This is a genomic window from Paraburkholderia bengalensis, from assembly GCF_037126505.1.
Taxonomy (GTDB): domain Bacteria; phylum Pseudomonadota; class Gammaproteobacteria; order Burkholderiales; family Burkholderiaceae; genus Paraburkholderia; species Paraburkholderia bengalensis.
Genome location: NZ_JACFYJ010000028.1, coordinates 32915 through 57418 on the forward strand (window position 1 = coordinate 32915; position 24504 = coordinate 57418).

General features: G+C 65.3%; 20 protein-coding genes. 14 read left to right on the top strand and 6 right to left on the bottom strand.

Features of this window, described 5'->3' with window-relative positions; translation table 11 throughout:
• Positions 1 to 16: 16 nt before the first annotated feature.
• A complete protein-coding gene (locus H3V53_RS18280; protein WP_336599160.1) occupies positions 17 to 1279 on the bottom strand; it encodes an amidohydrolase/deacetylase family metallohydrolase in 1263 nt (420 codons plus the stop codon).
• 321 nt (positions 1280 to 1600) lie between these two features.
• Between H3V53_RS18280 and H3V53_RS18285 the strand changes: the two genes are divergently transcribed.
• From H3V53_RS18285 to oxlT, 4 genes are all read left to right on the top strand, one after another.
• A complete protein-coding gene (locus H3V53_RS18285; RefSeq protein WP_054924553.1) occupies positions 1601 to 2167 on the top strand; it encodes a MarR family transcriptional regulator in 567 nt (188 codons plus the stop codon).
• A 65-nt stretch (positions 2168 to 2232) separates the two neighbouring features.
• Complete coding sequence (locus H3V53_RS18290) at positions 2233 to 2904, top strand: GntR family transcriptional regulator (protein WP_419539519.1); 672 nt, start codon at positions 2233 to 2235, stop codon at positions 2902 to 2904.
• A gap of 135 nt (positions 2905 to 3039) precedes the next feature.
• Positions 3040 to 4671 carry a gamma-glutamyltransferase family protein gene (locus tag H3V53_RS18295; RefSeq protein WP_336599161.1) on the top strand — a complete coding sequence of 544 codons (1632 nt, stop codon included), beginning with the start codon at positions 3040 to 3042 and terminating at the stop codon, positions 4669 to 4671.
• A gap of 108 nt (positions 4672 to 4779) precedes the next feature.
• Complete coding sequence (gene oxlT / locus H3V53_RS18300; RefSeq protein WP_336599162.1) at positions 4780 to 6057, top strand: oxalate/formate MFS antiporter; 1278 nt, start codon at positions 4780 to 4782, stop codon at positions 6055 to 6057.
• A gap of 51 nt (positions 6058 to 6108) precedes the next feature.
• Here oxlT and H3V53_RS18305 read toward each other — a convergent pair whose 3' ends face one another.
• The 3 genes from H3V53_RS18305 to H3V53_RS18315 form a co-directional block, all read right to left on the bottom strand.
• Positions 6109 to 6687: a nitrogen fixation protein NifQ gene (locus H3V53_RS18305; protein ID WP_336599163.1), complete on the bottom strand. Its 579-nt coding sequence runs from the start codon at positions 6685 to 6687 to the stop codon at positions 6109 to 6111.
• 63 nt (positions 6688 to 6750) lie between these two features.
• On the bottom strand, positions 6751 to 7716 hold the full coding sequence (gene ftrA / locus H3V53_RS18310) for a transcriptional regulator FtrA (RefSeq protein WP_336599164.1): 966 nt from the start codon (positions 7714 to 7716) through the stop codon (positions 6751 to 6753).
• 80 nt (positions 7717 to 7796) lie between these two features.
• Positions 7797 to 8093: a hypothetical protein gene (locus H3V53_RS18315; protein ID WP_336599165.1), complete on the bottom strand. Its 297-nt coding sequence runs from the start codon at positions 8091 to 8093 to the stop codon at positions 7797 to 7799.
• Positions 8094 to 8423: 330 nt separating this feature from the next.
• Here H3V53_RS18315 and H3V53_RS18320 point away from each other — a divergent pair, with 330 nt between their 5' ends.
• From H3V53_RS18320 to H3V53_RS18350, 7 genes are all read left to right on the top strand, one after another.
• Entirely contained in the window at positions 8424 to 9398 is a 975-nt protein-coding gene (locus H3V53_RS18320; RefSeq protein WP_336599166.1) for a D-2-hydroxyacid dehydrogenase family protein, read from the top strand.
• 107 nt (positions 9399 to 9505) lie between these two features.
• Entirely contained in the window at positions 9506 to 9931 is a 426-nt protein-coding gene (locus H3V53_RS18325; RefSeq protein WP_336599167.1) for a rhodanese-like domain-containing protein, read from the top strand.
• 212 nt (positions 9932 to 10143) lie between these two features.
• Entirely contained in the window at positions 10144 to 12213 is a 2070-nt protein-coding gene (locus H3V53_RS18330) for a putative bifunctional diguanylate cyclase/phosphodiesterase (protein WP_336599168.1), read from the top strand.
• A gap of 232 nt (positions 12214 to 12445) precedes the next feature.
• On the top strand, positions 12446 to 13738 hold the full coding sequence (locus H3V53_RS18335; protein ID WP_336599169.1) for an aspartate carbamoyltransferase: 1293 nt from the start codon (positions 12446 to 12448) through the stop codon (positions 13736 to 13738).
• A gap of 498 nt (positions 13739 to 14236) precedes the next feature.
• The gene (locus H3V53_RS18340) at positions 14237 to 15013 is read left to right on the top strand and encodes a (2Fe-2S)-binding protein (RefSeq protein ID WP_336599170.1); all 777 of its coding nucleotides are present in this window, start codon (positions 14237 to 14239) and stop codon (positions 15011 to 15013) included.
• 11 nt (positions 15014 to 15024) lie between these two features.
• A complete protein-coding gene (locus H3V53_RS18345; protein WP_336599171.1) occupies positions 15025 to 16026 on the top strand; it encodes an FAD binding domain-containing protein in 1002 nt (333 codons plus the stop codon).
• Positions 16023 to 18248, top strand: a complete 2226-nt coding sequence (locus H3V53_RS18350; RefSeq protein WP_336599172.1) for a xanthine dehydrogenase family protein molybdopterin-binding subunit — start codon at positions 16023 to 16025, stop codon at positions 18246 to 18248. The genes H3V53_RS18345 and H3V53_RS18350 overlap by 4 nt, the downstream gene beginning before the upstream one ends.
• A 142-nt stretch (positions 18249 to 18390) precedes the next feature.
• Here H3V53_RS18350 and H3V53_RS18355 read toward each other — a convergent pair whose 3' ends face one another.
• On the bottom strand, positions 18391 to 19812 hold the full coding sequence (locus H3V53_RS18355) for a DUF1254 domain-containing protein (RefSeq protein ID WP_336599173.1): 1422 nt from the start codon (positions 19810 to 19812) through the stop codon (positions 18391 to 18393).
• Between the two features lie 251 nt (positions 19813 to 20063).
• Here H3V53_RS18355 and H3V53_RS18360 point away from each other — a divergent pair, with 251 nt between their 5' ends.
• The 3 genes from H3V53_RS18360 to H3V53_RS18370 all read left to right on the top strand — a co-directional run bounded on the left by H3V53_RS18360 (position 20064) and on the right by H3V53_RS18370 (position 22020).
• Positions 20064 to 20651 carry a nucleotidyltransferase family protein gene (locus H3V53_RS18360; protein ID WP_336599174.1) on the top strand — a complete coding sequence of 196 codons (588 nt, stop codon included), beginning with the start codon at positions 20064 to 20066 and terminating at the stop codon, positions 20649 to 20651.
• Between the two features lie 331 nt (positions 20652 to 20982).
• Positions 20983 to 21699 (top strand): PIG-L family deacetylase, encoded by a 717-nt coding sequence (locus H3V53_RS18365; RefSeq protein ID WP_054924571.1) that lies wholly within the window; start codon positions 20983 to 20985, stop codon positions 21697 to 21699.
• Positions 21700 to 21873: 174 nt separating this feature from the next.
• Entirely contained in the window at positions 21874 to 22020 is a 147-nt protein-coding gene (locus H3V53_RS18370) for a hypothetical protein (RefSeq protein WP_336599175.1), read from the top strand.
• 67 nt (positions 22021 to 22087) lie between these two features.
• Here H3V53_RS18370 and H3V53_RS18375 read toward each other — a convergent pair whose 3' ends face one another.
• Entirely contained in the window at positions 22088 to 24010 is a 1923-nt protein-coding gene (locus tag H3V53_RS18375; protein ID WP_336599176.1) for a potassium transporter Kup, read from the bottom strand.
• Between the last annotated feature and the right edge of the window lie 494 nt (positions 24011 to 24504).

The following is a 24504-nucleotide window of genomic DNA, read 5'->3' on the forward strand; positions in this document are numbered from 1 at the left end:
GTGTGGCCTCGCGTTGTCAGGCGGCGCGCGCGAGCGGCAGCGTCGGCGAGACAGCGTCGTGACGCACGCCGTCGCGCAGGCAGAAGAACGGCGACAGCATGCGGTCGGTGATGACTTGCGTGCCCTCGTTGTCCTCCAGAATCCAGCGGCCCCGGCGATCGTCGAGCACGCTGATGTCCGCGCCGCGCCCCACCTGCAGCGAGCCGATCTGGTCTTCCATGCCCGCCATCTTCGCGGCATTGCAGGTCGCCATCGCGACGACGTATTGCAGCGGCAGACCGAGCGCGAGCATGCTGGTCATCGCGCTCACAAGACTGAACTGCGTGCGGCCGAGGAACGAATGCTCTTCGTCGGGATGGCTGTCGGGCGTGCCGCCGGGCGCGGGCACATGTGTGTTGTAGCCGTGCATGTCGGCGCCGAGCGTATCGGGCACGACGCCCGCATCGAGCACGATGCGCGCCGTCTTGAAGCTGAAATGCGAGCCATGGCCGACGTCGATTTTCAGGCCGCGCGCAACCGCTTCATGCACGAGTGGATGCAGTTGGCCGTTCTCCTCGACGAAACCGCCCGGATGACGGCTGAACGGATGCGCGAGAATGTCGCCCGGCTTGAGCGTCTCGACCACCTGATCGAAGATGGAATCGGCCTGCACGGGCAGGCCGCCGCTCGCGGGCTTCGGCCACAACTGGCCGAAGTGGATATACAGCGGCAGTTCGGCGCCGCGACCGATCTTCGCGGCAATCTTCATCACGTCGAGACCCCAGCGCGCGAAGCCGCCGATTTCCGCGTGCGCCTTGATGCCCTTGACCAGATCGGCATTGGCACGGATCGACTTGATGGTGGCATCGGCATCGAGACACTCGGGCCGATACAGATCCGGGTAGTAATGGCCCTCGAGACCGCCAACCAGGTAAGCGGAAATGAAGGCCAGCACGCGCGTAGCCGAGCGTTGCGCTACATAATGCCGGAAACCCGGAATCGTGATGCAGCTCGGCCCGCCCTGATCGACGATCGTCGTCACGCCCGATTGCACGCCGCACTGGTCTGCGTTGAGGCCGAAGCGGCCCGTGACGTATTGATAGACGTGGCCGTGCGTATCGATGAGGCCGGGCAGCACCAGCTTCCCGCTGCAGTCGATCAGGTCCGCGTGAGGCGCGTCGATCGCGATATCGTGGCCGATGCCGGCGATGACGCCGTTGTCCACCAGAATGTCGAGCGTAGCGTCAATCTTCTGGGCGGGGTCGATGACGCGGCCCCCTTTGAGCAGAACTTGTGACATGTACGGTGCGCCAGGCGAGTTGGATGATGCGTGGTGTACCGCAAATTGTGTGCCGGTTTTTCAGCGCCGCCTGAATAGTCGAATTTTTCGTGTTTAATCATCGGGTTAACAAGCGCCATTGAGCCACAATGCGTGCCGTACCACGCATTTCGGGTCGAGGCCTCGCACCAACTCGGACGGCGCCGGAGCACGCCCGCACCATGTGCACGCGCAATGCATGCTTATGGTGATTCGTTGGTGTACCTCACATTTGCGACGGATGACGAATTCATCCTAGAATGCGCATTGAAGCGCTCGACCTTTTTCTTCTGCATCGCTCATATGCGAACCACTGTCACCGATCACATCGACATTCAAAGCGTCCGTGCGGAGCTTGCCGAGCGGCAGGCGCGCTCGCCGCTCTTTTCACGCCCGGGCTTTCTGATCCGCCGCATGCATCAGATCCACACGTTCCTGTTCGTGCAGGAAACGAGCGAATTCAACATCACGCCGGTGCAATACAGCCTGCTCACCGCGCTGGAATCGCTCGGCGAGATGGATCAGAACTCGCTTGCCATCGAAGTCGGACTCGAGCGCTCCAGCGTCGCCGAAGTCATCCCGCGACTCAACGCGCGCGGGCTCGTGACCCGCACGCAAGCAGCACATGACAAGCGGCTGCGGCTCGTCAAGCTCACGCCCGCCGGCAAACGTCTGGTCAGGAAAATGGCGGGCGCCGTGCAGCGCGCGCACGATCGCACCATTGCGCATCTGTCACCCGTCGAGCGCGATGTGTTCATGCTCCAGATGATCCGGCTGGTGGAAGCCAATCACTCGGAGGATCTCGTGCCCTTCCGGCTGCCCGACAGCCAATTGCTCGCACAGGACGAAAGCGAAGCCGACGCGCCCTGACTACTCCGCACGTCGCACGCGTGCGTTTTTTTTCGCGCTGCCGTCCTTTGATAAGCTCTCCGGTCATGCCAGACATCAAGCTGAACATGACGCCCGAGTTGCTTCCCGTTATCGCGCCGCCCGCCACGCTCTCGCGGGCGGATCGCGTGTACTACGCGCTGCGCGAAGAAATCTTCGATATGCATCTTCTGCCGGGCGACCGGCTCACGGAAGGCGCTATCGCCGAACGCTTCGCGGTCTCGCGCACGCCCGCGCGGGAAGCGCTGCAGCGCCTGCAAGGCGATGGTCTGATGCAAGGCTATGTGCGCGGCGGCTGGGAAGTCGTACCGATCGATAACAAGCGCTTCGACGGGAAAGTCGGGCGCGCGCGGCGCATCACCGACGGCCGCAAGCTTGTCGAACTGGACGAAGCACTCCACCATGCGCTGGTCGCGGCCGCGGGCAACGACGAACTCATCTCGACGATGCAGCGCGTCACCGACCGCATTCGCGTCGTGCGTCGACTCGATCTCGTCCATGGCGACGGCATCGCCGAGACCTACGACGAGCATGCCGCCATCCTCGACGCCATTCGCTGCGGCGACGGCGCCTTGAGCGTCGAACTGGTCTCGCGTCACATTGGCGGCAGCCAGGCGAGCGTCCGCGGTCTCACCCTTGCGCGATTGCTCGCGGCGCGCACCACCACAGGGCGCAACGCGGCCGCGCACGCACCGGCAAGGCCTCGCCGCACCATCTGACGACATCGCAGGCCGTTACTCCGGCTGCCACGTTAACGCGCTCAAAGCCTTATCGCGCAAGCATCATCAGGGTTTTCACCAAACCTTGGCACGGATCTCGCGTTGACGCTTTCCGTTGTATACAAGGAAACGTCAATGCTTCTGGAACACGCGCGCGTCGCGGCCAACACACTGAATCCCACGCGCGGATCGCGCGGCATGGCCGTCGCGCCGCACTCGCTCGCGTCACAAAGCGCCCTCGCCGTCCTGCGCGAAGGCGGCAACGCAGTCGAGGCAATGATCGCCGCCGCCGCGGCCATCGCGGTGGTGTATCCGCACATGAACAGCATCGGCGGAGACGGCTTCTGGCTGATCTCGCGTCCCGGTCACGCGCCCGTCGGCATCGAGGCGTGCGGCGCGGCGGCGATGCGCGCCGACATCGACACGTATCGCGCACTCGGCTTGAGCGCGATTCCCGCACGCGGCCCGCTCGCGGCCAACACGGTGGCGGGCACGGTGTCCGGCTGGGACTTCGCGCATCGCTTCTCGAAAGACACGCTCGGCGGCCGCTTGCCTGTCGCGCGGCTGCTCGAAGACGCCATCCATTACGCGAAGCGCGGCAGTCCCGTCACGCGCAGCCACGCCGAATGCATTTCGAGCAAGCGCGGCGAACTGGAAAACGTGGCCGGCTTCGCGCAGACATTCTTGCCCGATTCGCGCGCACCGCGCAGCGGCGAGCGCTTCGCCGACGCGCGTCTCGCCGCAACGCTTCAACAGCTCGTCGATGCCGGTCTCGACGATTTCTATCGCGGCGATCTGGCGCGCAGCATCGCGAGCGATCTTGCGTCGCTGGAAACGCTCATCACGCTCGACGATCTCGAACAGCATCGCGCGCGCGAACGTGCGCCGCTCGCGCTCACGCACACGCTCGGCACCGTCTACAACATGCCGCCGCCGACGCAAGGGCTCGTCTCGCTGCTGATCCTCGGCGTGCTGGATCGCGTGCTCACCGACGACATGGACCCGCTCGGCCCGGATTTCGTGCACGCGTGCGTAGAGGCGACCAAGCTCGCCTTCAGGGTGCGCGACCAACACGTGACCGATCCCGACCATATGCGAATCGATCCCGTTGCGCAGCTCGGGCACGCGGCACTCGACGCGATGGCGAGCGAGCTGTCGATGTCGCACGCCGCGCCGTGGGGCAAAGGCCGTGGCCCCGGCGACACGGTCTGGATGGGTGTCATCGATAACGAAGGCATCGCGGTCAGCTTCATCCAGAGCATCTATTACGAGTTCGGCAGCGGCATCGTGCTGCCGAACTCGGGCATCAACTGGCAGAACCGCGGCTGCAGCTTCTCGCTCGATGCGTCGTCGCTCAATCCGCTGATGCCGGGCCGCCGCCCGTTCCACACGCTCAATCCGGCGCTCGCCCAATTCACCGACGGCCGCACGATGGTCTACGGCAACATGGGCGGCGATGGCCAGCCGCAGTCGCAAAGCGCGGTGTTCTCGCGCATCGCGCGATTCGGCTGGAATCCGCAGGCCGCGATCGATGCGCCGCGCTGGCTGCTTGGCCGCACCTGGGGCCAGTCCACCGATTCGCTCAAGCTCGAAGCACGCTTCCCCGCCCAGACCATCGACGCGTTGCGCGCGCTCGGCCACGACGTGGAAGTGCTCCCCGCCTACGACGAAGCGATGGGTCACGCAGGCGCAATCGTTCGTCATCCTGATGGTTTATTCGAGGCGGGAAGCGATCCACGCAGCGACGGCGCCGCCGCAGGCTGGTAAAGCTTCATGACGCATCGGCTATTGAACGTTGTCTCATCGTCCCGTCCGGTGTTTCGCCGGACGGCGACGGCATGTCTCATTGATTTGCAACGCAACCGGGGAACGCATATGAACACACGCATCCAGACGATGCACGACGAGGCGGCAGCAAGCGCGCCCACCGCCGCGACACATAACCGCTGGCTTCAGCTCGGCCTCGGCCTGCTCTGCATGATGGCGATCTCAAGCCCGCAATACGTGTGGACACTGCTGACCAAGCCGCTGTCGGCCAAACTCGGCGTGCCGCTGCCGGCATTGCAGGTGACCTTCTCTCTGCTCATCATCTTGCAGACGTTCTTTTCGCCGTTTCAGGGCAAGCTCATCGACCGCTTCGGTCCGCGTATCCTGATCTCGGTCGGCACGGTGATGTCGGGCCTGAGCTGGGTGCTTGCGTCGATGGCCACGAGCACAACGATGCTCTATCTGACGTACGGTCTCGTCGGCGGTCTGGGCACGGGCATCGTGTATGTCGGCGTGGTCGGGCTGATGGTGCGCTGGTTCCCGGACCGTCGCGGCTTCGCCGCGGGTGCGGTGGCGGCGGGCTACGGCATGGGCGCGATCGTGACGACGTTTCCGATCTCGGCATCGCTGGCGGCGCACGGCATCGACGCCACGCTGTGGATTTACGGCATTGCGTTCGCGATCGTCGGCTTCGTCGCGTCGCAAGGCCTGCGCGTACCGCGCGATATGGCACCGGCGAAAGCGTCGGCTGAGGCGGCCTCGAGTGTGCCGAACCTTCGTCCTTCGCAGATGATCAAATCGCCGCTCTTCTGGCTGATGTTCGCGATGATGACGATGATGTCCACCTCGGGTCTCATGGTCACCTCGCAGATGGCCACCTTCGCGGCAGACTTCGGCATCACGAAGGTCATCGTGTTCGGCATGGCCGCGTTGCCGCTCGCGCTGACCATCGACCGCTTCACGAATGGCCTGACGCGTCCGCTGTTCGGCTGGGTGTCCGATCACTTCGGCCGCGAAAACACGATGTTCGTCGCATTCGCGCTGGAAGGTGTTGCGATGGCGCTGTGGCTCCTGACGCGCGACAACGCCGTGCTGTTCGTGCTGCTTTCGGGCGTGGTGTTCTTTGGCTGGGGCGAGATCTTCTCGCTGTTCCCGTCCACGCTCACCGATACTTTCGGCACCCGCCACGCCACCGAGAACTACGGCTGGCTTTACATCTCGCAGGGCATCGGCTCGATCTTCGGCGGGCCGCTCGCGGCGCTCCTGCATCAGCATGCGGGAAGCTGGGTGCCCGTGTTCAGCGTAGCGATCACGCTGGACATCGGCACCGCACTGCTCGCGCTGTTCGTGCTAAAGCCGATGCGCGCACGCATGCTGAGCAAGTGACGGCATGAACGTCGGACCGGTCTGCGCGAACGTCCGCGCGCAAGCGTTTCGTCAGCCGCCGTCGCGCGACGGATAACAGAAGCCGTAATCCTCGCAGCCCGGACAGCCGGGCGCGGGTGCCGGCTCGCGTCCTGCTTCGAGCGCCAGTTCGCGCGCGAGCAATTTCTTCCAGCGCAGTCCGTCAACGTTGCGCGCGACGAGTTGCGGATAGTGACGCGTCAGGATGGCCGTCACGTCGTCGCGCCCATCGAGGCCGAGATCGCGCCACAGATGATCGGGCCGCAAACAGGCGCTGGCGATGATCGTCGCGAGACAGTGCGCGTCGGCATTGTCTGGTGCAAAGAAGGCCTCGTGCCGCAGCAGCAGCGCGCGCATCGCGTCGACAAACGCCTGATGGCCGCTCGCGGCGATGCGTTCGGGCACGGCGTGCGGGCGCGTCGCACCCGGAAAATGCCGCGCGAGCAATGCGTGGAGCGCCGCGCGCGCCAGGCCCAGATGCAGGATTTCGCCGCTCGCAAGCTTCGCGCCGACGAGGCGCGCGAACATCACGGTATCGGCATCGCGCTGGGGCGCGTGATCGAGCAGACGCGCGGCTTCGGCGTCGCGCGCGTGGTGTGCAGCCGCTGTCATCGGATCGCCTCCATCTTTATCGACGACATTCGCCGTCGGCACGGGCAGCATAGCGCAGCGTCGCTACCGCGCGCCCGTCGCGCCGAACTTCTTCCGGTATGCGCCCGGACTCGTCAGCGCAATGCGTCTGAAATGCCGCCGCAGCGATTCTTCGGACCCGAAGCCCGCCATCTGCGCGACGCGCGACATCGGCAAGCCGGCAGGCGACTCGAGCAGCTCGCGCGCGATAGCCACGCGCTCGCGGATCAGCCAGTCGTACGGCGCCATCCCTGTCGCGTCGCGAAACTGCCGCTGCAGCGTGCGCGGACTCATCGCCGCCTGCGCGGCCAGCGACTTCAGCGTATGCGCGTGCGCGGGATTGGCCCGCACGTAATCGATCAGACGCGCGAGGCGGCCGCTGTCGTCGTGCGGCATCGGGCGCGGCACGAACTGCGCCTGACCTCCTTCGCGATGCGGCGGCACGACGAGCCGCTGCGCCACGCGATTCGCAATCGCGCTGCCGTAGTCGCGCCGCACGAGATGCAGCAGCATGTCGAGCCCCGCAGCCGAACCCGCCGACGTGATCAGCTGCCCTTCGTCGACATAGAGCGCATCGGGCTGCACGTGCAGTTGCGGATAGCGTTGCTGCAGCTTATCGGCGTAGCGCCAGTGCGTCGTGACCGTCTTGCCGTCGAGCACGCCCGCCGCCGCCAGCACGAACACGCCCGAGCAGATCGACGCGACCCGCGCGCCCCGCCCGACGGCCGCGCGGATTTTCTTCAGCAGCGCCTCGGGCGGCCGTTCGTCGGGATCACGCCAGCCGGGCACGACGATCGTCGATGCGCGTTCGAGCATCTTCAGCCGGTACGGCGCCGCGATGACGATGCCTCCCGCCGCGCGGATCGGCCCGGGCTCGACGGCGCACACGGCAAAGCGATACCACTCGACGCCGAGTTCCGGACGCTCGAGCGCGAACAGTTCGGTCACGCAGCCGAATTCGAAGGTGCACAGGCGGTCGTAGACGAGCGCCGCAACGAGATGATCTTGCATGGCGCGATGTTACCGGAGATTGGCAATCGCGCCACGCGTGCGTGCAATCGCCGTGATGCGTTTGGGTTCGCCCAGCGCGCCTATGACGCGCCAGGCGCTTGCGAGCAGACGATGGAAGCCCGGTTCAGCGCGCCTTGCCCGAAGGAATTCCGGAACATGTCGGCGACGCTCGTGTGTTCGTCGCGCGCGACGTCGCGAAGACAATCCGGATTGTTCGCGAGCACGACGGGCGGCATCGCCGTGACTCTCACTGCAATCAGCAGGCCGATAAAGACGACAGCCGCCGCCAGCCAGCCGATGCGCCGTCCGACATGAGGCAACGCTGCCTTGTTGAAGTGTGCTTCGTAAGCTTCGAGAGGTTTGGCCTTTCCGTTCATGATCCGCCTCGCGCCAAAAGAGTGACGATGGCGATACTGTAGAAGCGGATATTTAGGCAAAAGTTAGCGGCGTCGAACGTTCCGCCCGCATCGAATGCGACCCGGCGGCAGGCGCGATTGGCGGCTCAAAATGAAAAACATATTCTCCCTGCGAGGCCGCGATCTTTACGGTGACATGCGTTTAGTCTGATGGCTGCAACACGACGCGTGCTGGCGACGGCATTCCGTGCGCTCGCGTCATCTGCCTACATGAAGTCCGCTGCGAAGTCTGCCGCGCAGCGCAGATGTCGCCGGACTTTCACCCTTTCGTCCATCAGGAGTTGCTTTCCCATGACAACGCAGTCCCGCATGAAGGTCGCCATTCTCGACGACTATCAGAACGTCAGCCGCGAGATGGCCGACTGGTCTTCACTCGACCAACGCGTCGACCTTACCGTGTTCAACGATCACGTCGCTACCGACGATGACGTCATCGCCCGGCTGCTGCCTTTCGATATCGTCTGCGTGATGCGCGAACGCACGCCGTTGCCGCGACACATCCTCGCGCGCCTTGCTGGTCTGAAGCTGATCGTATCGACGGGCACGTGGAACGCGTCGATCGACGAGGCGGCCGCCGCCGAGTTCGGCATCGAGATTCTGCACACCGGCTACGCGTCGACACCCACGATCGAATTCACCTGGGCGCTGATTCTGGCAATGGCACGCAACCTTCCGCAGGAACATCAGTCGTTGCGCAGCGGCGGCTGGCAGATTTCGGTCGGCGACGAACTGGCCGGCAAAACCCTCGGCCTGCTCGGTCTGGGCCGCGTCGGGTCGGCTGTCGGCAAGATCGGGCAGGCGTTCGGCATGAACGTCGTTGCGTGGAGTCAGAACCTCACGCCGGACACGGCCGCGCAACACGGCGTGAAGTACGCGACGAAGGACGAACTCTTCGCCACATCCGACTATCTGTCGATTCACGTGCGGTTGAGCGAGCGCACGCATCATCTCGTCGGCGCGCCGGAATTCGCGCGCATGAAGCGCACGAGCCGCCTCGTCAACACGTCGCGCGGCCCGATTGTCGACACGGCCGCGCTCGTCGACGCGCTCGAAACGGGCCGCCTTGCGGGCGCCGCCGTGGATGTCTACGACACCGAGCCGCTCGCCCCCGATCATCCGCTTCGCAGGCTGCCCAACGCGTTGGCGACGCCGCACATCGGCTATGTTTCGAAGGAGCTTTATCGCACGTTTTACGGCGATACCGTTCGCCATGTCCGCCGCTGGCTGGACGATTTGCCCACGCGCGACGTGCCGCCGTCCCGCTGACGCTCGCGTGGCGCGATGTTACCGGTTGTTGTCGATCGCGCCACTTACGCCCGCTCCTTTCGCTGCCGATAATCGACGCATCGTCAACGAAACACCGGGAGAACCGCATGTCCACCCCCACCCGTTCCATCGTGAGTGCCGTGCCCGCCGCCGCCAGCGCGGATGCACTCGCGCACTTCGAGTCGTCGCTGCGCTTCGAGACCGACTGCTGGGATGTCTCCGACAGCCTTGCGTCGGGCAGCGCGGACTTCGTGCTGCTCGACGTGCGCAGCCCCGAACTATTCGCGCATGGTCATATTCAGGGGGCAATCAATCTGCCGCATCGGAAAATCGTCGAATCGAAATTGCGCGAATATCCGGCCGATACGCTATTCGTTACCTATTGCGCCGGTCCGCATTGCAATGGCGCCACGCGCGGCGCAATCCGGCTCGCGCAGCTCGGCCGCCCTGTGAAAATCATGATCGGCGGCGTGACCGGCTGGCTGGACGAAGGCTTCGCGCTGCAAACGCAGGCCTCGGCTAACGGTGCGTAAATGCAACAAGAACCCTGGGCTTTTACGTTTGCCTTAATGAAATCTCTTCCATTTCTTTCAGCCGTCGATTTCATGCGATTACGACGCTTCAAAATGAAATGCGCCGAAATGGATTAAAAAAGTTTCTGAATGACATTTCAAAGTCCCGCTCAATTTTTTAAATAGCGTGCCGTTAACCCGTCGAGGAAAATCTCTTTCGCGACGGAACTGACATGCAGAGCACTTACGATCTGGGTCTGGTTGTCGTGTCGCTTGCCGTCGCAACACTGGCTTCGTACACGGCGCTGGACCTGGCCGGACGCATCTCGACGATGGCATCGGCACGCATGCGCCATCTGTGGCTCGTCGGCGGCGCGGCCGCGATGGGCACGGGTGTCTGGTCGATGCACTTCATCGCGATGCTCGCTTTCTCGCTGCCGATTCCCCTCGGCTACGACTTCGCGATCACCACTTGCTCGCTCGGCATCGCCATCGTCGTGTCGTACTTCGCGCTCGTGCAGGTGGCGCGCGCGCGGCTCTCGGCGCGGCGCCTCGCATTGGGCGGCGTGCTGATGGGCGTCGGCATCGCGGGCATGCATTACACCGGCATGGCCGCCATGCAGATGCAGCCGGGCATCCACTATCGTCCCGCGCTGTTCGCCGCGTCGATCGCCATCGCGATCGCGGCCTCCATCGCCGCGTTGTGGATCGCGCACACGCTGCGCGATTCGACCCAGCATCGCGTGCTGCTCAAGCGCATCGGCGCAGCGGGCGTGATGGGCATCGCGATCACGGGGATGCACTACACGGGCATGGCGGCCGCCGACTTCCTGCCCGGCTCGATCTGCGGCGCCGCGCGCGGCGTCAACGCGCAGTGGCTCGCCACCACGATCATTCTGTTCACGTTCGCCATTCTGATCGTCACGCTGATCCTGTCGCGCTTCGATGCGCGCACAACGTTCCTCGCGGGCTCGGTGTCGACGCTGAACAACCAGATCGTGCGCCTGGCCACCTACGACACGCTCACCGATCTGCCCAACCGCCGCACGCTGACCGAGCGCATCGAGCGCGCGATTCGGGCGTCGAAGCTCAGCCATCGCGGCTTCGCGATTCTCTTCATGGATCTCGACGGCTTCAAGACGATCAACGATTCACTCGGCCATGCGTTCGGCGACGAAGTGCTCAAGGCGTTCGCGCACAACCTGCGGCAATGCGTGCGCGGCGTCGATACCGTCGCGCGTCTTGGCGGCGACGAATTCGTGGTGCTGGCCGAAAACCTGGGCGCGCCGCAGGAGGCCGAGAAAATGGCGGAAGGCGTGCTCGAACGGATGCGCAGCGGCATCAGCACGCAAAGCCAGACGCTGCAGATCATGCCGAGCATCGGCATTGCGCTGTATCCGCAGAACGGCGACTCCGTCGACGAACTGCTCAAGCACGCCGACGCCGCCATGTACGAGGCGAAGCGCGGCGGCCGCAGCACGTATCGCTTCTTCGAGGCGCACATGAACGAAGCCGCGATGCGCACGCTGAAAATCCAGAGCGCGCTGCACGAGGCGCTCGGCAACGGCTATTTTTCGCTGCACTTCCAGCCGAAGTTCCGCGGCGACAGCGGCGAAGTGGCAGGCGCAGAGGCGCTGATCCGCCTGAATCATCCCGAGATCGGCGTGCTCGCGCCGATGGATTTCATCCCGATCGCCGAGCGCTCGGGCCAGATCGTCCAGATCGGCTACTGGGTCGTGCGCGAAACCTGCCGCCAGATTCGCCGCTGGGAAACGACAGGCCTGCCGCCGACGAAGATCGCGATCAACCTGTCGCCGCGCCAGATGGCCCAGCCCGATCTCGTCGCGAAGACGCTCGGCATCGTGCGCGAGGAAGGCGTCGAATGCAGTCAGATCATGTTCGAGATCACGGAAACGGTCGCGATGCAGGACGCGGCCAAGACAACCGAAATGATCCGCGAGTTCCAGGAGTGCGGCTTCGAAATTTCAATCGACGATTTCGGCACCGGCTACTCGAGCCTCGCCTATCTGCAGCGCTTTCGCGTGAAGCAGCTGAAGATCGACCGCTTCTTCACCAACGGGCTCGACGCCGACGGCCATGAAGGCAGCGCGATCGTGCAGGCAATCATCGCGCTCGCGCACTCGCTGGAAATGGATGTGGTCGCGGAAGGCGTCGAGACGGCGTCGCAGCTCGACAAGCTCAAAGACCTGCAGTGCGACGAAATGCAGGGCTTTCTGCTCGGCAAGCCGCTCACAGCCGATGCGTTCAGCGAACTGCTGCAGACGCGCATGACGGCGGCCTGAACGCCGCCTGACAAGCACCGCCGCGCTCGCTGCCCGGACGTGGGCGCAAGCGGCGCATCCAGCGAGACGTTGCCTGCGATCGGGCCGCGATGGCTCAGCGTCAGGAGCGTCTCGCAGCCGGTTTGCCTGTGACGTTGCCGGTTCGGCGCGAAATCCCTTGACTTCCCCGCTCAGCGAATTAATATACGCATCGCGTATATCCAGTCAATCTCCCGACGAAAAGAGGCAGCCCATGAGCGTCCCGCAACAGGCCTTTCTCCGTGACGCGATGCGGCGTCTGAACCTCACCCGCGACGGCTTCGCGGCGCGCATCGGCGTGTCCAAGCGGGCGCTCGACACGTGGCTGCTGCCCGACGACTCGCAGGAATCGCGCGCGATGCCGGACATCGTCGAGCGTTTCGTGTCGGAAATCGTCGTGAATGGCGCACCCGCCGAAAAGCATACGCAGAGCGTAGATTCGCAGTCGCTCGCCAGCCAGATGCTGTTCGAAGGCAAGCCGCAACTGCTGTCCGTCGACCAGTTTTCGCGCGATTCCGTCGAAGCCCTGTTCCGCGTCGCCGACATCATGCAGCCGATCGCGCGCCGCCGGAAAATCTCGCGCGTGCTCGAAGGCGCCGTGCTCGGCAACCTGTTTTTCGAGGCCAGCACGCGAACCCGCGTGAGCTTCGGCGCGGCGTTTTGCCGCCTCGGCGGCTCGGTGTGCGACACGACGGGCTTCACGTTCTCGTCGATGGCCAAGGGCGAGTCGATCTACGACACGAGCCGCGTGATGGCCGGCTACGTCGACGCCCTCGTGATCCGTCATCCGGAGCAAGGCTCCGTGGCCGAATTCGCGCGCGCCACCAACATTCCCGTCATCAACGGCGGCGACGGCCCCGGCGAGCATCCGAGCCAGGCGCTGCTCGACCTGTACACGATCCAGCGCGAGTTCTCGCGTCTGGGCAAGATCGTCGACGGCGCGCATATCGCGCTGGTCGGCGACCTGAAGTACGGACGCACGGTGCATTCGCTCGTCAAGCTGCTGGCGCTGTATCGCGGCATCAAATTCACGCTGATCTCGCCGCACTCGCTCGAAATGCCCGCGTACATCGTCGATCAGATTTCGCGCAACGGCCACGTGGTCGAGCAGACCAGCGACCTGAAGAACGGCCTGCGCGGCGCGGACGTCGTCTACGCGACGCGCATCCAGAAGGAGCGCTTCGCCGACGAATCGTTCGAAGGCTACACGCCCGACTTCCAGATCAACCAGGCGCTCGTCGATACCGCGTGCGGCCCGGACACGCTGATCATGCACCCGCTGCCGCGCGACAGCCGCCCCGGCGCGAACGACCTGAGCACCGACCTCAACCACGATTCGCGTCTCGCGATCTTCCGTCAGACGGACAACGGCATTCCCGTGCGGATGGCGATTTTCGCGGTGCTGCTCGGCGTCGAGAAGCTGGTGCAGCATTCGATGCGCGACGCCGCATGGCGTCCTCCTACGTATCTCGGACCGGACGACGCCGTGTTTCATGGCATCGACTGAACGAGCCACACGCTTCGGACCGCATTCGAACAAAACGCGCCTTGAACTTCAGGGCGCGTTTTTTGTTGTTGAAAGCCTGTTCATGGCGGCGCTGGACGAAGCGCTGAATGAAGCACCGGCGCAAGCGCTCGCGTGCGACATCGCCGCGCCATCTTCGCGCCATGTTCGCGTCACGTCCGCGTCCCGCACGCTGTGCCACGATGAAGATTCGCTTGCGATACGCGAAATACGCGGCGCGCATTCGTCCGCCGCGCGTCAAGCAAAACGTAAAGCGATGGCGCGTCGCGTGCGCCGCTTGTCAGCGCGGCATCGCGCGTGTCAGTGCATCGTCTGTCGATGCTGGCGGCCGCGTTCGCGTCTGATCGTGTTTTCGCAATGTGTTTCGCGCGAGCGGCATCGAAATTGCTCATCGACAAGGCTTGCCATGCAGCGAACACCTGCTATGGGTTCGACGCCGTGCAAGTCTGCATCGAACCTATATGGAGCAAGCAGAACATCATGTCCCACGATATCGACTGTCAGGGTGGCTGCCCGCATCGCGACACGGACACCCACGACGACCACGACACCACGCCTTCCAGCAGTTCGCGCCGCCGCTTCCTGCAATCGGCGGCGGCAGTGGCGGCCGTCGGCGCCGCGCCACACGCTCACGCGCAGACGCAAACCCCGCCCGCAAGCCAGAGCGTTGCGCGCGCAACGGTGCCCGCGCGGACCGTGAAGCTCAACATCAACGGACGCGATTACGCGCTGCAACTCGAACCGCGCGTCACGCTGCTCGACGCATTGCGCGAGTACGCGGGGCTCATGGGCACGAAGAAAGGCTGCGACCGCGGCCAATGCGGCGCGTGCACCGTGCTCGCCAACGGACGCCGCATCAACTCGTGTCTGACGCTCGCCGTGATGCACGAAGGCGAAGCCATCACGACGATCGAAGGGCTCGCCAGCAACGGCACGCTGAACCCGGTGCAACGCGCGTTCATCGAGCAGGACGCGTTTCAGTGCGGCTACTGTACGCCGGGGCAAATCTGTTCGGCGACCGCTTTGCTGTCGGAATTCGACGCCGGCACGGCCAGCACGGTCACGGCGGACGTGCGCCGACGCCCGCCGCAACTGACCGACGAGGAAATCCGCGAGCGCATGAGCGGCAACATTTGCCGCTGCGGCGCGTACGTGAACATCGTCGCCGCCGTGCAGTCCGCGCATCGCGGCACGGTCGGCGCGGGCACGGGCGACACCTACACCACGTTCGTCATCAAGACGAGCGACGTCGCTTAAAGGAGGCCATCATGGATGCGATCTCCTACGAACGCGCCAGCGACATCTCCGGCGCCGTGCGCGCCGCGCAGCAGCCGGGCACGATGTTCATCGGCGGCGGCACCAATCTGCTCGACCTGATGAAGGGCGGCGTGACGCGCCCCGTCAAGCTCGTCGATATCACGCGCATCCAGGGGCTCGATGTCGTGTCGACGCTGCCGGACGGCGGCCTGCGCATCGGCGCGCTGGTGCGCAACAGCGACGCCGCGAACCATGCCCTCGTGCGCGAGCGCTATCCGCTGCTGTCGCAGGCGCTGCTCGCGGGCGCGTCGGCGCAGCTGCGCAACATGGCGACCGTCGGCGGCAACCTGATGCAGCGCACGCGCTGCCCGTACTTCTACGACACCGCGTTCACCGCCTGCAACAAGCGCGAGCCGGGCAGCGGCTGCGCCGCGATCAGCGGCCACAACCGCACGCACGCGATTCTCGGCGCAAGCAACCAGTGCATCGCCGTGAATCCGTCGGATATGAGCGTGGCGCTCGCAGCACTCGACGCGACCGTGCGCGTGAGCGGGCCGCAAGGCGAACGTGTGATTCCGTTCGGCGAGTTTCACCGGCTGCCCGAAGCACGGCCCGATCTCGATACCACACTGCGCATGGGCGAACTGATCACATCCGTCGATCTGCCGCCGCCCATCTACAGCGAGCACGCGCATTACCTGAAAGTGCGCGACCGCGCGAGCTATGCGTTCGCGCTCGTGTCCGTGGCGGCCGCGTTGCAGATGGACGGCAACGACGTGCGCAGCGCGCGCATCGCGCTAGGCGGCGTCGCGCACAAACCGTGGCGCGCGACGGCCGCCGAACAGATGCTCACGGGCCATCCTCTCGACGACGCCACGCTGCGCAACGCAGCCGCCGCCGCGTTGAGCGAGGCACGGCCGCAGCGCGACAACGTCTTCAAGGTGCAGCTCGCGCAAAACGCAATCGTGCGCGCAGTCAATCAGGCAGCGGGACGTTCGGGAGGTGTCGCATGAGCACGATGATCGGTCATCCTCTGGACCGCACTGACGGTCTGCTGAAGGTCACGGGCGAAGCGCGCTACGCGGCCGAATTTCCGCAAGCGCGTCTTGCGCACGGCGTGCTCGTCACCAGCACGATCGCGCGCGGCACGATTGCGTCGATCGATACGAGCCGCGCGTCGGCATTGCCCGGCGTGCTGCTCGTCATGACGTATCAGAACGCGCCGCGGCTGCCGAACAACGGGCGGCCCGCGCTCGCGCCGCCGGCGGGACGGCATCTGTCGCTGCTGCAGGACAACCAGGTTCATTACAACAACCAGCCCGTCGCCGTCGTGGTCGCGGATACGCTCGAACATGCGACGGACGCCGCGCGCCAGTTGCGCATCACGTATGCCGCGCAGCCAGCCGCGCTCGATTTCGACGCGGCGAAGCCCAACGCGCACGCGCCGGACAAGCCGCAGGGCCGGCAGACCGACACGTCGCGCGGCGACTATGACGCGGGGCTCGCGGCGGGCGCGGTGCGCGTCGATGCCGTCTATACGACGCCGATGGAGCATCACAACCCGATGGAGCCGCACGCGACGATGGCCGTCTGGGACGGCCCGCACCTGACGCTCTACGACGCGACGCAAGGCGTGACGGGCACGCGCACGGCGGTGGCGAAGACGCTCGGCATCTCGCCCGACGACGTGCGCGTGATCTCGCCGTTCGTCGGCGGCGGCTTCGGCAGCAAGGGTTCCGCGTGGTCGCACGTGGTGCTGTGCGCGATGGCCGCGCGGCAGACAGGACGCCCCGTGCGGCTCGCGCTGGAACGTCCGCAGATGTTCGGCCCCGTCGGCGGGCGGCCGTTCACCGAGCAGCACATGGTGCTCGCCGCGAAGCGCGACGGCACGCTCACCGCCATGCGGCACGACAGCTTTTCGAACACGTCGACGATCGAGGACTGGACGGAAACCTGCTGCATGGTCACACGGATGATGTACGCCGTGCCGAACCAGGTGACGACGCACCGCCTCGTGCAGTTGAACGTGGGCACGCCGACCTTCATGCGCGCGCCGGGCGAAACGACGGGCTCGTGGGCGCTCGAAACGGCGATGGACGAGCTGTCGTATCAGCTGCACATGGACCCGCTCGCGCTGCGCCTGAAGAACTACGCGGAAACCGATCCGCAGGAAAACAAGCCGTGGTCGAGCAAGGCGCTGCGCCAGTGCTACACCGTGGGCGCGGAGCGCTTCGGCTGGTCGCGCCGCAAGCCGCAGCCGCGTTCGATGCGCGACGGCAATACGCTGATCGGCCTTGGCATGGGCACGGCGACGTATCCCGCGAATCGCAGCGAGGCGTCGGCGATCGCGCGCATCCTGCCCGACGGCACGGCGATGGTCGTGTCGGGCACGCAGGATCTCGGCACGGGCACGTACACCGTGATGACGCAGGTCGCCTCCGATGCGCTCGGCATCGCGCCCGAGAACATCCGCTTCGGACTCGGCGATTCGTCGCTGCCGAAGGCGCCCGTGTCGGGCGGCTCGCAGTCGGTCGCGAGCGTGTCGCCCGCCGTGCGCGACGCGTGCGACGAGGCGCGCGGCAAACTCGTCGCAATGGCGCTCGCCGATCGCGGTTCGCCCCTCTTCGGCGTGTCGCAAGGCGACGTGACCGTGCAGAACGGCTGGGTGACGAGCCGATCGGACCCGTCGAAGCGCGACCCGATCGCGGCCGTGCTGGCGCGCGCGGGCGGCCAGCCGATCGAAGCAACCTCGGATACGAAGCCCGGCGACGAGAAGCAGCGCTACTCGTTCCATTCGTGGGGCGCCGTGTTCGCCGAAGTGCACGTCGATGCCGACCTCGGCACGATACGCGTGGCCAAGATCACCGCCGTCTACAACGTCGGGCGGATGCTGAACGTGAAGACGGCGCGCAGCCAGCTGATGGGCGGCCTCGTATGGGGCATCGGCGCGGCGCTCGAAGAACAGACCACGCTCGATGCGCAATACGGCCGCTTCATCAACGCCAATCTCGCGGAGTATCACGTGCCTGTGAACGCGGATGTCGGCACGCTCGATGTCGTCGTGCTCGACGAGCCCGATCCGCACATCAACTCGCTGGGTTCGCGCGGGATCGGCGAGATCGGGATCACGGGCGTGGTGGCTGCCATCGGCAATGCCGTATATCACGCGACGGGCGTGCGCGTGAGGGATCTGCCGATTACGCTCGACAAGGTGATCGCGCCCGTCAGGGTTTGATTGACGGGTACCGCACACGCGCACCCGTCAGCGGTTCCTGTGCGTCGCATCGCATGCCTGTGCCGGCGGGGCACGCCACAGATCGCTTCTCCAGGGCGGGTCTTTGGGACGGCTCGATGCGAACCGGGTATCGCAGGCCGTGCTACTGAACCTTGCGCACGGCAGGCGGTGTCCATGCTCCCTGCACAATCGCCCGCGCCGGTCCATACGTGCGGATATAGAGCGAGAAATCGCCCTTCGCGGGGGATGGCAACCAGTTCGCGCGCTGCGCGGGGTCCGCAGGCTTGTCGGGTTGAACGTAGATGGTCACGGAGCCATCCGCTGCCTTGCGCAGATCCCTTGTTTTCGTCCCGACCGAGTAGCGTTTGATGGCGTTCTCGACGAAGAAGTGATCGGCGTCGTAGAGCGTGAGCGACCAGAATCCGCTGACGGGCGGCGCCTGGCCCGCGCCGAAAGTCATCGTGTAGCGGTTGGCGCCATTCAGGCGCTGCCCGCCGCTATCCAGGTCCTGATAGAAGTACTTCGTCTCGCGCGCCTTGTTGACGAGGATGTTGGATTTGGCGACTGCCGTTCGCGTAAAGTAGTCGGTGCCGAACGCGGCGCCGTTGTCGATCGTCGACCAGTGATACGGCAGCGGCAGGCCGAAGTTCTGGAACTGCAGCAGGGGACGAACGACCTCTGCGTCGGCCTTGCCCGCCTCATCGACGATCGCTTTCTTCAGGGCGGGATCTTTCTGCGCGGCCGTCACGACGGCCAGCGCTTCTGCATATCTGGCTTCCTCGCCGGGCATGGGTGGCGCGTCTCGCAGCACGGCGGGCAGCTCGTCGAAGAACGTGTCGGGGAACACCCACTGCGTCTCGCCGCTTCCGTTGCCCGCCGTCGGCGACACGAGGCGCGGCAGCTTCGTCCAGTCGCGCCACTTGACCTTGCCATCGTATTCGGCAAGCGGATACATGCCGATTCCCCCGATCACCGCCTGCACCTTGCGACGGTCCTGTTCGGTGTCGTCCTGAAAGAGGCGAGGAACGACAAAGGCCGTTCCCGTCGTCGAGCGAAACACCTTCTGGATGCCCTTCGGCACGGTGCCTTTCCAGTTGGGGCCCGCGATCAGATAGAAACCGGGTTTGCTGCCGTACATTTTGCCCAGCTCGGCGATGCTGTCGGTTCTGAGATCCACAATCTGATAAACCCAGAACCGGTTGCCGAAATCCGGCACCTGGATCACGACAGGCGTCTTGTCGAGTGCAGCGATGCCGGCGCCATACACGGTGTCCTGGTTGGGACAGGCGACCCAGCGCTGATCGGGCTCGATGTAGTCATGCAGCATCGACATCCGGTTCAAAGGCGCGAAGGGAAGCACACCGTTCATCAAGCCGACCTCAGGCGCCTGCTCGAAGGCCTTGCGCCGGTTGTAGATGTTGACGAGGGGCCATGCCCAGAAGTACGCGTCGCGCGCGACCATGCGGGCGTAGGGTTCGGTGATGCGCGTCTGCGCGGAAGACGCGTGAAGCGGCGCCATCATGATCAGGCAGGCGCCAAGCGCCGACAACAACCAGGTTCGCATTGTTCAACTCTCGAAATTAATCAGGGGTGCGACTTTTAATAAACCAGTTCGATTGGAGCGTCCAGTTCCGTGTCGAACAGTTGCACGCTCGCGTAGCCGCAACGGCGACGACGCGGGGTTCGATGCCGCGATCTCCGGTGATCCAGGCGGCCGACGGATCGTCCGGCGCCCACAGGCAAAAAACAAACACCTTGCCTGCGTCCCCCGTTGCGCCGCACAATCACTGTTCACTCCTCCATCTGGTGCCGCCCATGGCTTACGCTTCGCTCGCCACCGGCGTGCTCCTCGCCGCCGGATACGGAACGCGCTTCGACCCGGAAGGCATCCACAACAAGCTCCTCTCGCGTCTGCCGGACGGCACGCCCGTCGCCCATGAAGCCGCGCATCGGCTGCTGCTCGTCGTGCCTTATGTGATCGCAATCGTGCGTCCGGGCTCGGAAATGCTTGCCCGCGTCCTCAACGACGCCGGCTGCCACGTGATCTTTTCCCCCGACGCCGAGCGCGGCATGGGGGCGAGTCTCGCGGCGGGGATCGAGGCAAGCGACGAAGCCGATGGCTGGGTCGTCGCGCTCGCCGATATGCCGCGCATCGCTGTGACGACCATCGAGGCCGTTGCGCGGGCCGTCGACGCCGGCGCATCGATCGTCGCGCCCTTTTATCGGGGACAGCGCGGGCATCCCGTCGGCTTCGGCATCGAGCATCGCGACGCGCTGCTCGCGCTCGACGGCGACACGGGCGCGCGGGCGCTGTTCGCGACGCACGCGGTGCACCGCATCGACGTCGATGATCCCGGCATCCTGAGCGACGTGGATACGCCCGACGACCTGCGCAGCCTCTAAAGCATCCGCACCTCGCGCGCGACTGCGCGAGTCCGACAACGCGCTCGGCCGTCTGACCGTCTGACCTGTCGGCCCGATCGGATCGCGACGATGGCTGCTCGGGTGAGAAGGTCCGGGAGCGCGCGACGAACCAAAGGTGAGGAAATACAGGAGTGTGCGACGTCCGGGCATGCCGATTGCGACACTGCTGCACCGCGAAAACGGGCGAGCAGGCATTGCGCCGGTGGTCTAAGCTGTCCTCGAAGCCATGCATCTTTCGCGATGCCGCGGAGCGACGTTGGCCCGCCCCCGCTCATGCCGCACGACCCGCCCGCCTTCTTGCCAGGACCTCATGAGCGAAACCAGCCCGCGTCTTTTCATCGTGTCACCGCATTTCGACGATGCCGTCTTCAGTTGCGGCGCCCTGCTTGCCGCGCATGCCGATGCCGCCGTCTGCACCGTGTTCGCCGCGCCGCCCGAGCAGGACATGCACACCGAATGGGACGGGAAAGCAGGCTTCGCAAGCGCGCACGAATCGATCCGCGCGCGCACTGTCGAGGACAACAACGCGCTGTCCGTGCTCGACGCCATTCCCGTGCGGCTGCCGTTTCGCGACGCGCAGTACGGCGATTCGCCGTCGATCAGCCGGCTCGCGTCCGCGCTGGAAGAAGCGATCTACGGCTCGACGGCCAACACGCTGCTGATGCCGCTCGGCCTCTTTCACGACGATCACGGCCGCGTGTTCGAAGCGTGCTGCGAGATCCTGCCGCGCCTGCTGCACCTCGAATGGTTCGCGTACGAGGAAGCGATCTACCGGCCGATCCCGGGGCTCGTGCAGCAACGGCTGGTCGATCTGACGGAGCGCGGCATCGTCGCGACGCCGGCCAGCCCTGCCGCCGATCACACGCTCGACCGCGAACGTCAGGCATGGCTCAAGCGCGAGGCGGTGTCGGCGTACGAGAGCCAGTTGCGCGCTTTCGGCCCCGGCGGCTACGACGACGTGTTCGCCCCCGAGCGCTACTGGCGGGTGGCCGTCGACCGGCAGCGCCCACGCAAGGCCGGGCATTGAATCAGCGATCCGGGCGCCGCAGCGAAACACGGCCGATCGCGTCAGCAGCGTCGCCCGTCATCGCCTACGCTAGTGAGAGCAGGATGCTTCGAACCCTGCCGCCCGAGCAGCGCGAATCCGTCCACGCCCGCCATGCAACGCCACGCTACACGACGACAACGCCACGAGGTCACTATGCATACCACTCCGATTCCCGACCCGCACGCCGATCCGACGCGCGACCCTGAAGGCGACCCGCTCACGCCGCCGTCGCCGGGTCATCACAACGACGAGCCGCAACGCCCGGAGGGACCGCCCGACAAGGACCCCGTCGTTCGATGACGCGCGGTTGCGCGTAACCTGGCGCAGAGACAGCGACGCGCACGCGCGGCGCCGCTGCGCCGCCGCGTCATATCTCGACGCGCGCGCCGACTTCGATCACGCGATTGGCAGGCAGCTTGAAATACGCGGCCACGTTGCCGACGTTATGCAGCATCACCGCGAACAGCCGCTCGCGCCACATCGCCATGCCCGCGCCCGGCGTCGGCACGACCGTCGCGCGGCTCAGGAAGTACGACGCCTCGCACGGCTCGACGTCGAGACCTAGCGCCTTCGCCGCTTCGAGCGCCTTCGGCAGATCGACTTCGTCCTTGAACCCGTAGCGGATCGTCAGCTGGTAGCCGCCTTCGCAGACGGGCGTCACACTCACGCGCTCCTGTTCGGCGACCCACGGTATTTCATCGTTGTTCACCGTGAGAAACACGACGCGCCTGTGCAGCACACGGTTGTGAATCAGGTTGTTGACGAGGGCATGCGGCACGCTGTTGGGGTTCGGCGTCAGGAAGATCGCCGTGCCGTCGACGCGCACGGGGTCGCGGGCGAGCAGCGTGTGCAGATAGGTCTTCAGCGGCGTCGTGCCCGCGCGCACGCGCGCTTCGGCGAGCATCATTTCCCATCCGCGGCCCCACGTCGCCATGATCGTGAACATCACGAAGCCGATCAGCAGCGGGAACCAGCCGCCTTCGACGATCTTCAGCAGGTTCGCCGAGAAGAACATCGCGTCGATCACGAAGAAGAACGCGGTCGCGAACACGCACAGCAGCCAGTTGTAATGCCATGCATAGCGCACGACGAAGAAGGTCAGCAGCGTCGTGATCAGCATCGTGCCCGTCACGGCGATGCCGTACGCGGAGCCGAGCGCCGTCGACGAGCCGAAGCCCAGCACGGCCGCCACCACGGCGGCGAGCAAGGTCCAGTTGATGCCGGGCACGTAGATCTGGCCGATTTCCCGCTCCGACGTGTACACGACGTTCATGCGCGGCAGGAAGCCGAGCTGCATCGCCTGCTTGGTCATCGAGTAGGTGCCTGAAATCACGGCCTGCGAAGCGATCACGGTGGCGACCGTCGCGAGCACGATCATCGGATACAGCGCCCATTGCGGAAAAAGCCGGTAGAACGGGTTTTGCAGCGCGGTGGGATCGGAGATCAGCAGCGCGCCTTGGCCAAGGTAATTCAGCGCAAGCGCGGGGAACACGAGACCGAACCACGTGAGCCGGATTGGCCGCGCGCCGAAGTGCCCCATGTCGGCGTAGAGCGCCTCGGCGCCCGTCAGCGACAGCACCACGGCGCCAAGCGCGACGAACGCGAGCCATTCGTGACGCAGGCAGAATGCCAGCCCGGCAAGGGGATCGAGCGCCGCGAGAATCGCGGGCGCGGCGATCACGTTGCTCACGCCGACCACGGCCAGCACGGCGAACCACACCACCATGACGGGCCCGAACACCGCGCCGATCCCCGACGTGCCGTGCTTCTGCATCACGAACAGCGTGACGAGCGCGGCCAGCGTGACGGGTATCACGCAGGACTTCAGAAACGGCGCGGCGACTTCCAGACCTTCGACCGCGCTCAGCACCGAGATGGCTGGCGTGATGATGCTGTCGCCGTAAAACAGCGACGCACCCATCACGCCGACGATGAGCAGCACGTGACGCAGCCTCGGCCGGTTCGCCACCGACGACGCCGCCAGCGCGAGCAGCGCCATGATGCCGCCCTCGCCGTGGTTGTTGGCGCGCAGGATCAGCGCGACATACTTGAGCGACACGACCACCGTCAGCGACCAGAAGATCAGCGACACAATGCCGATCACGTTCAGCGGCGTGAGCGGCAGGCCGCTCGACGGCTCGAAGACGGTCTGGAGCGTGTACAGCGGGCTCGTACCGATGTCGCCATAGACGACGCCCAGCGCCGCGAGCGCCAGCGAGCGCAGCGCCGGCTTATGCGGTGCAGGCGCGCCGATGGCGCCCGCGTCCGGATGCGTGACTGACAGGCTCATGTCTCCCTCCATTGATCGCGGCGCGTTCGTTAGCTTTTATCAGGCGATCTGAAAGCCGGATGAATAATCGGACGTTATTGAACGCGTTTGGCCAGTCCTTGTGCTTCCGGCTGATCCCAGTATAGGAAGCGGCGGGCGAAATGCGCAGCGGCGCTGCGGGGCTCCGTTCGACGGGGTGCGCTGGCCCTTGGGGGCGTCCGCGACGTGCTCATGCGCGATGTGCGCTGGGCCGCATATTTCCGTTCTGCTTAAGAAAGTCGATTGACTTGGCTTCGCGCGCAGGCATAAAATTCTCTTATCTTGAAATTCGAGGGGCGTTGCCTTGGACAGTTGCAGTAGTACGTTTTCGAACAGTTTCGCCGCCTGAACGGCAAGACGTCCGCGCCTTCCTCATCTAGCCGCCGTCTTGCCAGCAGGCAGACGGTGCGCGTCGCAGTCTCATCCTTCGTGCATCCTGTTTGACGTCTCTGGGTTTGACACCCAGACGCAGCGCG

Bases quoted from the DNA above. Each gene is read 5' to 3' on its own strand.
- H3V53_RS18280 (WP_336599160.1), bottom strand. From the start codon at position 1,279: ATGTCACAAGTTCTGCTCAAAGGGGGCCGCGTCATCGACCCCGCCCAG.
- H3V53_RS18285 (WP_054924553.1), top strand. From the start codon at position 1,601: ATGCGAACCACTGTCACCGATCACATCGACATTCAAAGCGTCCGTGCG.
- H3V53_RS18290 (WP_419539519.1), top strand. From the start codon at position 2,233: ATGCCAGACATCAAGCTGAACATGACGCCCGAGTTGCTTCCCGTTATC.
- H3V53_RS18295 (WP_336599161.1), top strand. From the start codon at position 3,040: ATGCTTCTGGAACACGCGCGCGTCGCGGCCAACACACTGAATCCCACG.
- oxlT (WP_336599162.1), top strand. From the start codon at position 4,780: ATGAACACACGCATCCAGACGATGCACGACGAGGCGGCAGCAAGCGCG.
- H3V53_RS18305 (WP_336599163.1), bottom strand. From the start codon at position 6,687: ATGACAGCGGCTGCACACCACGCGCGCGACGCCGAAGCCGCGCGTCTG.
- ftrA (WP_336599164.1), bottom strand. From the start codon at position 7,716: ATGCAAGATCATCTCGTTGCGGCGCTCGTCTACGACCGCCTGTGCACC.
- H3V53_RS18315 (WP_336599165.1), bottom strand. From the start codon at position 8,093: ATGAACGGAAAGGCCAAACCTCTCGAAGCTTACGAAGCACACTTCAAC.
- H3V53_RS18320 (WP_336599166.1), top strand. From the start codon at position 8,424: ATGACAACGCAGTCCCGCATGAAGGTCGCCATTCTCGACGACTATCAG.
- H3V53_RS18325 (WP_336599167.1), top strand. From the start codon at position 9,506: ATGTCCACCCCCACCCGTTCCATCGTGAGTGCCGTGCCCGCCGCCGCC.
- H3V53_RS18330 (WP_336599168.1), top strand. From the start codon at position 10,144: ATGCAGAGCACTTACGATCTGGGTCTGGTTGTCGTGTCGCTTGCCGTC.
- H3V53_RS18335 (WP_336599169.1), top strand. From the start codon at position 12,446: ATGAGCGTCCCGCAACAGGCCTTTCTCCGTGACGCGATGCGGCGTCTG.
- H3V53_RS18340 (WP_336599170.1), top strand. From the start codon at position 14,237: ATGTCCCACGATATCGACTGTCAGGGTGGCTGCCCGCATCGCGACACG.
- H3V53_RS18345 (WP_336599171.1), top strand. From the start codon at position 15,025: ATGGATGCGATCTCCTACGAACGCGCCAGCGACATCTCCGGCGCCGTG.
- H3V53_RS18350 (WP_336599172.1), top strand. From the start codon at position 16,023: ATGAGCACGATGATCGGTCATCCTCTGGACCGCACTGACGGTCTGCTG.
- H3V53_RS18355 (WP_336599173.1), bottom strand. From the start codon at position 19,812: ATGCGAACCTGGTTGTTGTCGGCGCTTGGCGCCTGCCTGATCATGATG.
- H3V53_RS18360 (WP_336599174.1), top strand. From the start codon at position 20,064: ATGGCTTACGCTTCGCTCGCCACCGGCGTGCTCCTCGCCGCCGGATAC.
- H3V53_RS18365 (WP_054924571.1), top strand. From the start codon at position 20,983: ATGAGCGAAACCAGCCCGCGTCTTTTCATCGTGTCACCGCATTTCGAC.
- H3V53_RS18370 (WP_336599175.1), top strand. From the start codon at position 21,874: ATGCATACCACTCCGATTCCCGACCCGCACGCCGATCCGACGCGCGAC.
- H3V53_RS18375 (WP_336599176.1), bottom strand. From the start codon at position 24,010: ATGAGCCTGTCAGTCACGCATCCGGACGCGGGCGCCATCGGCGCGCCT.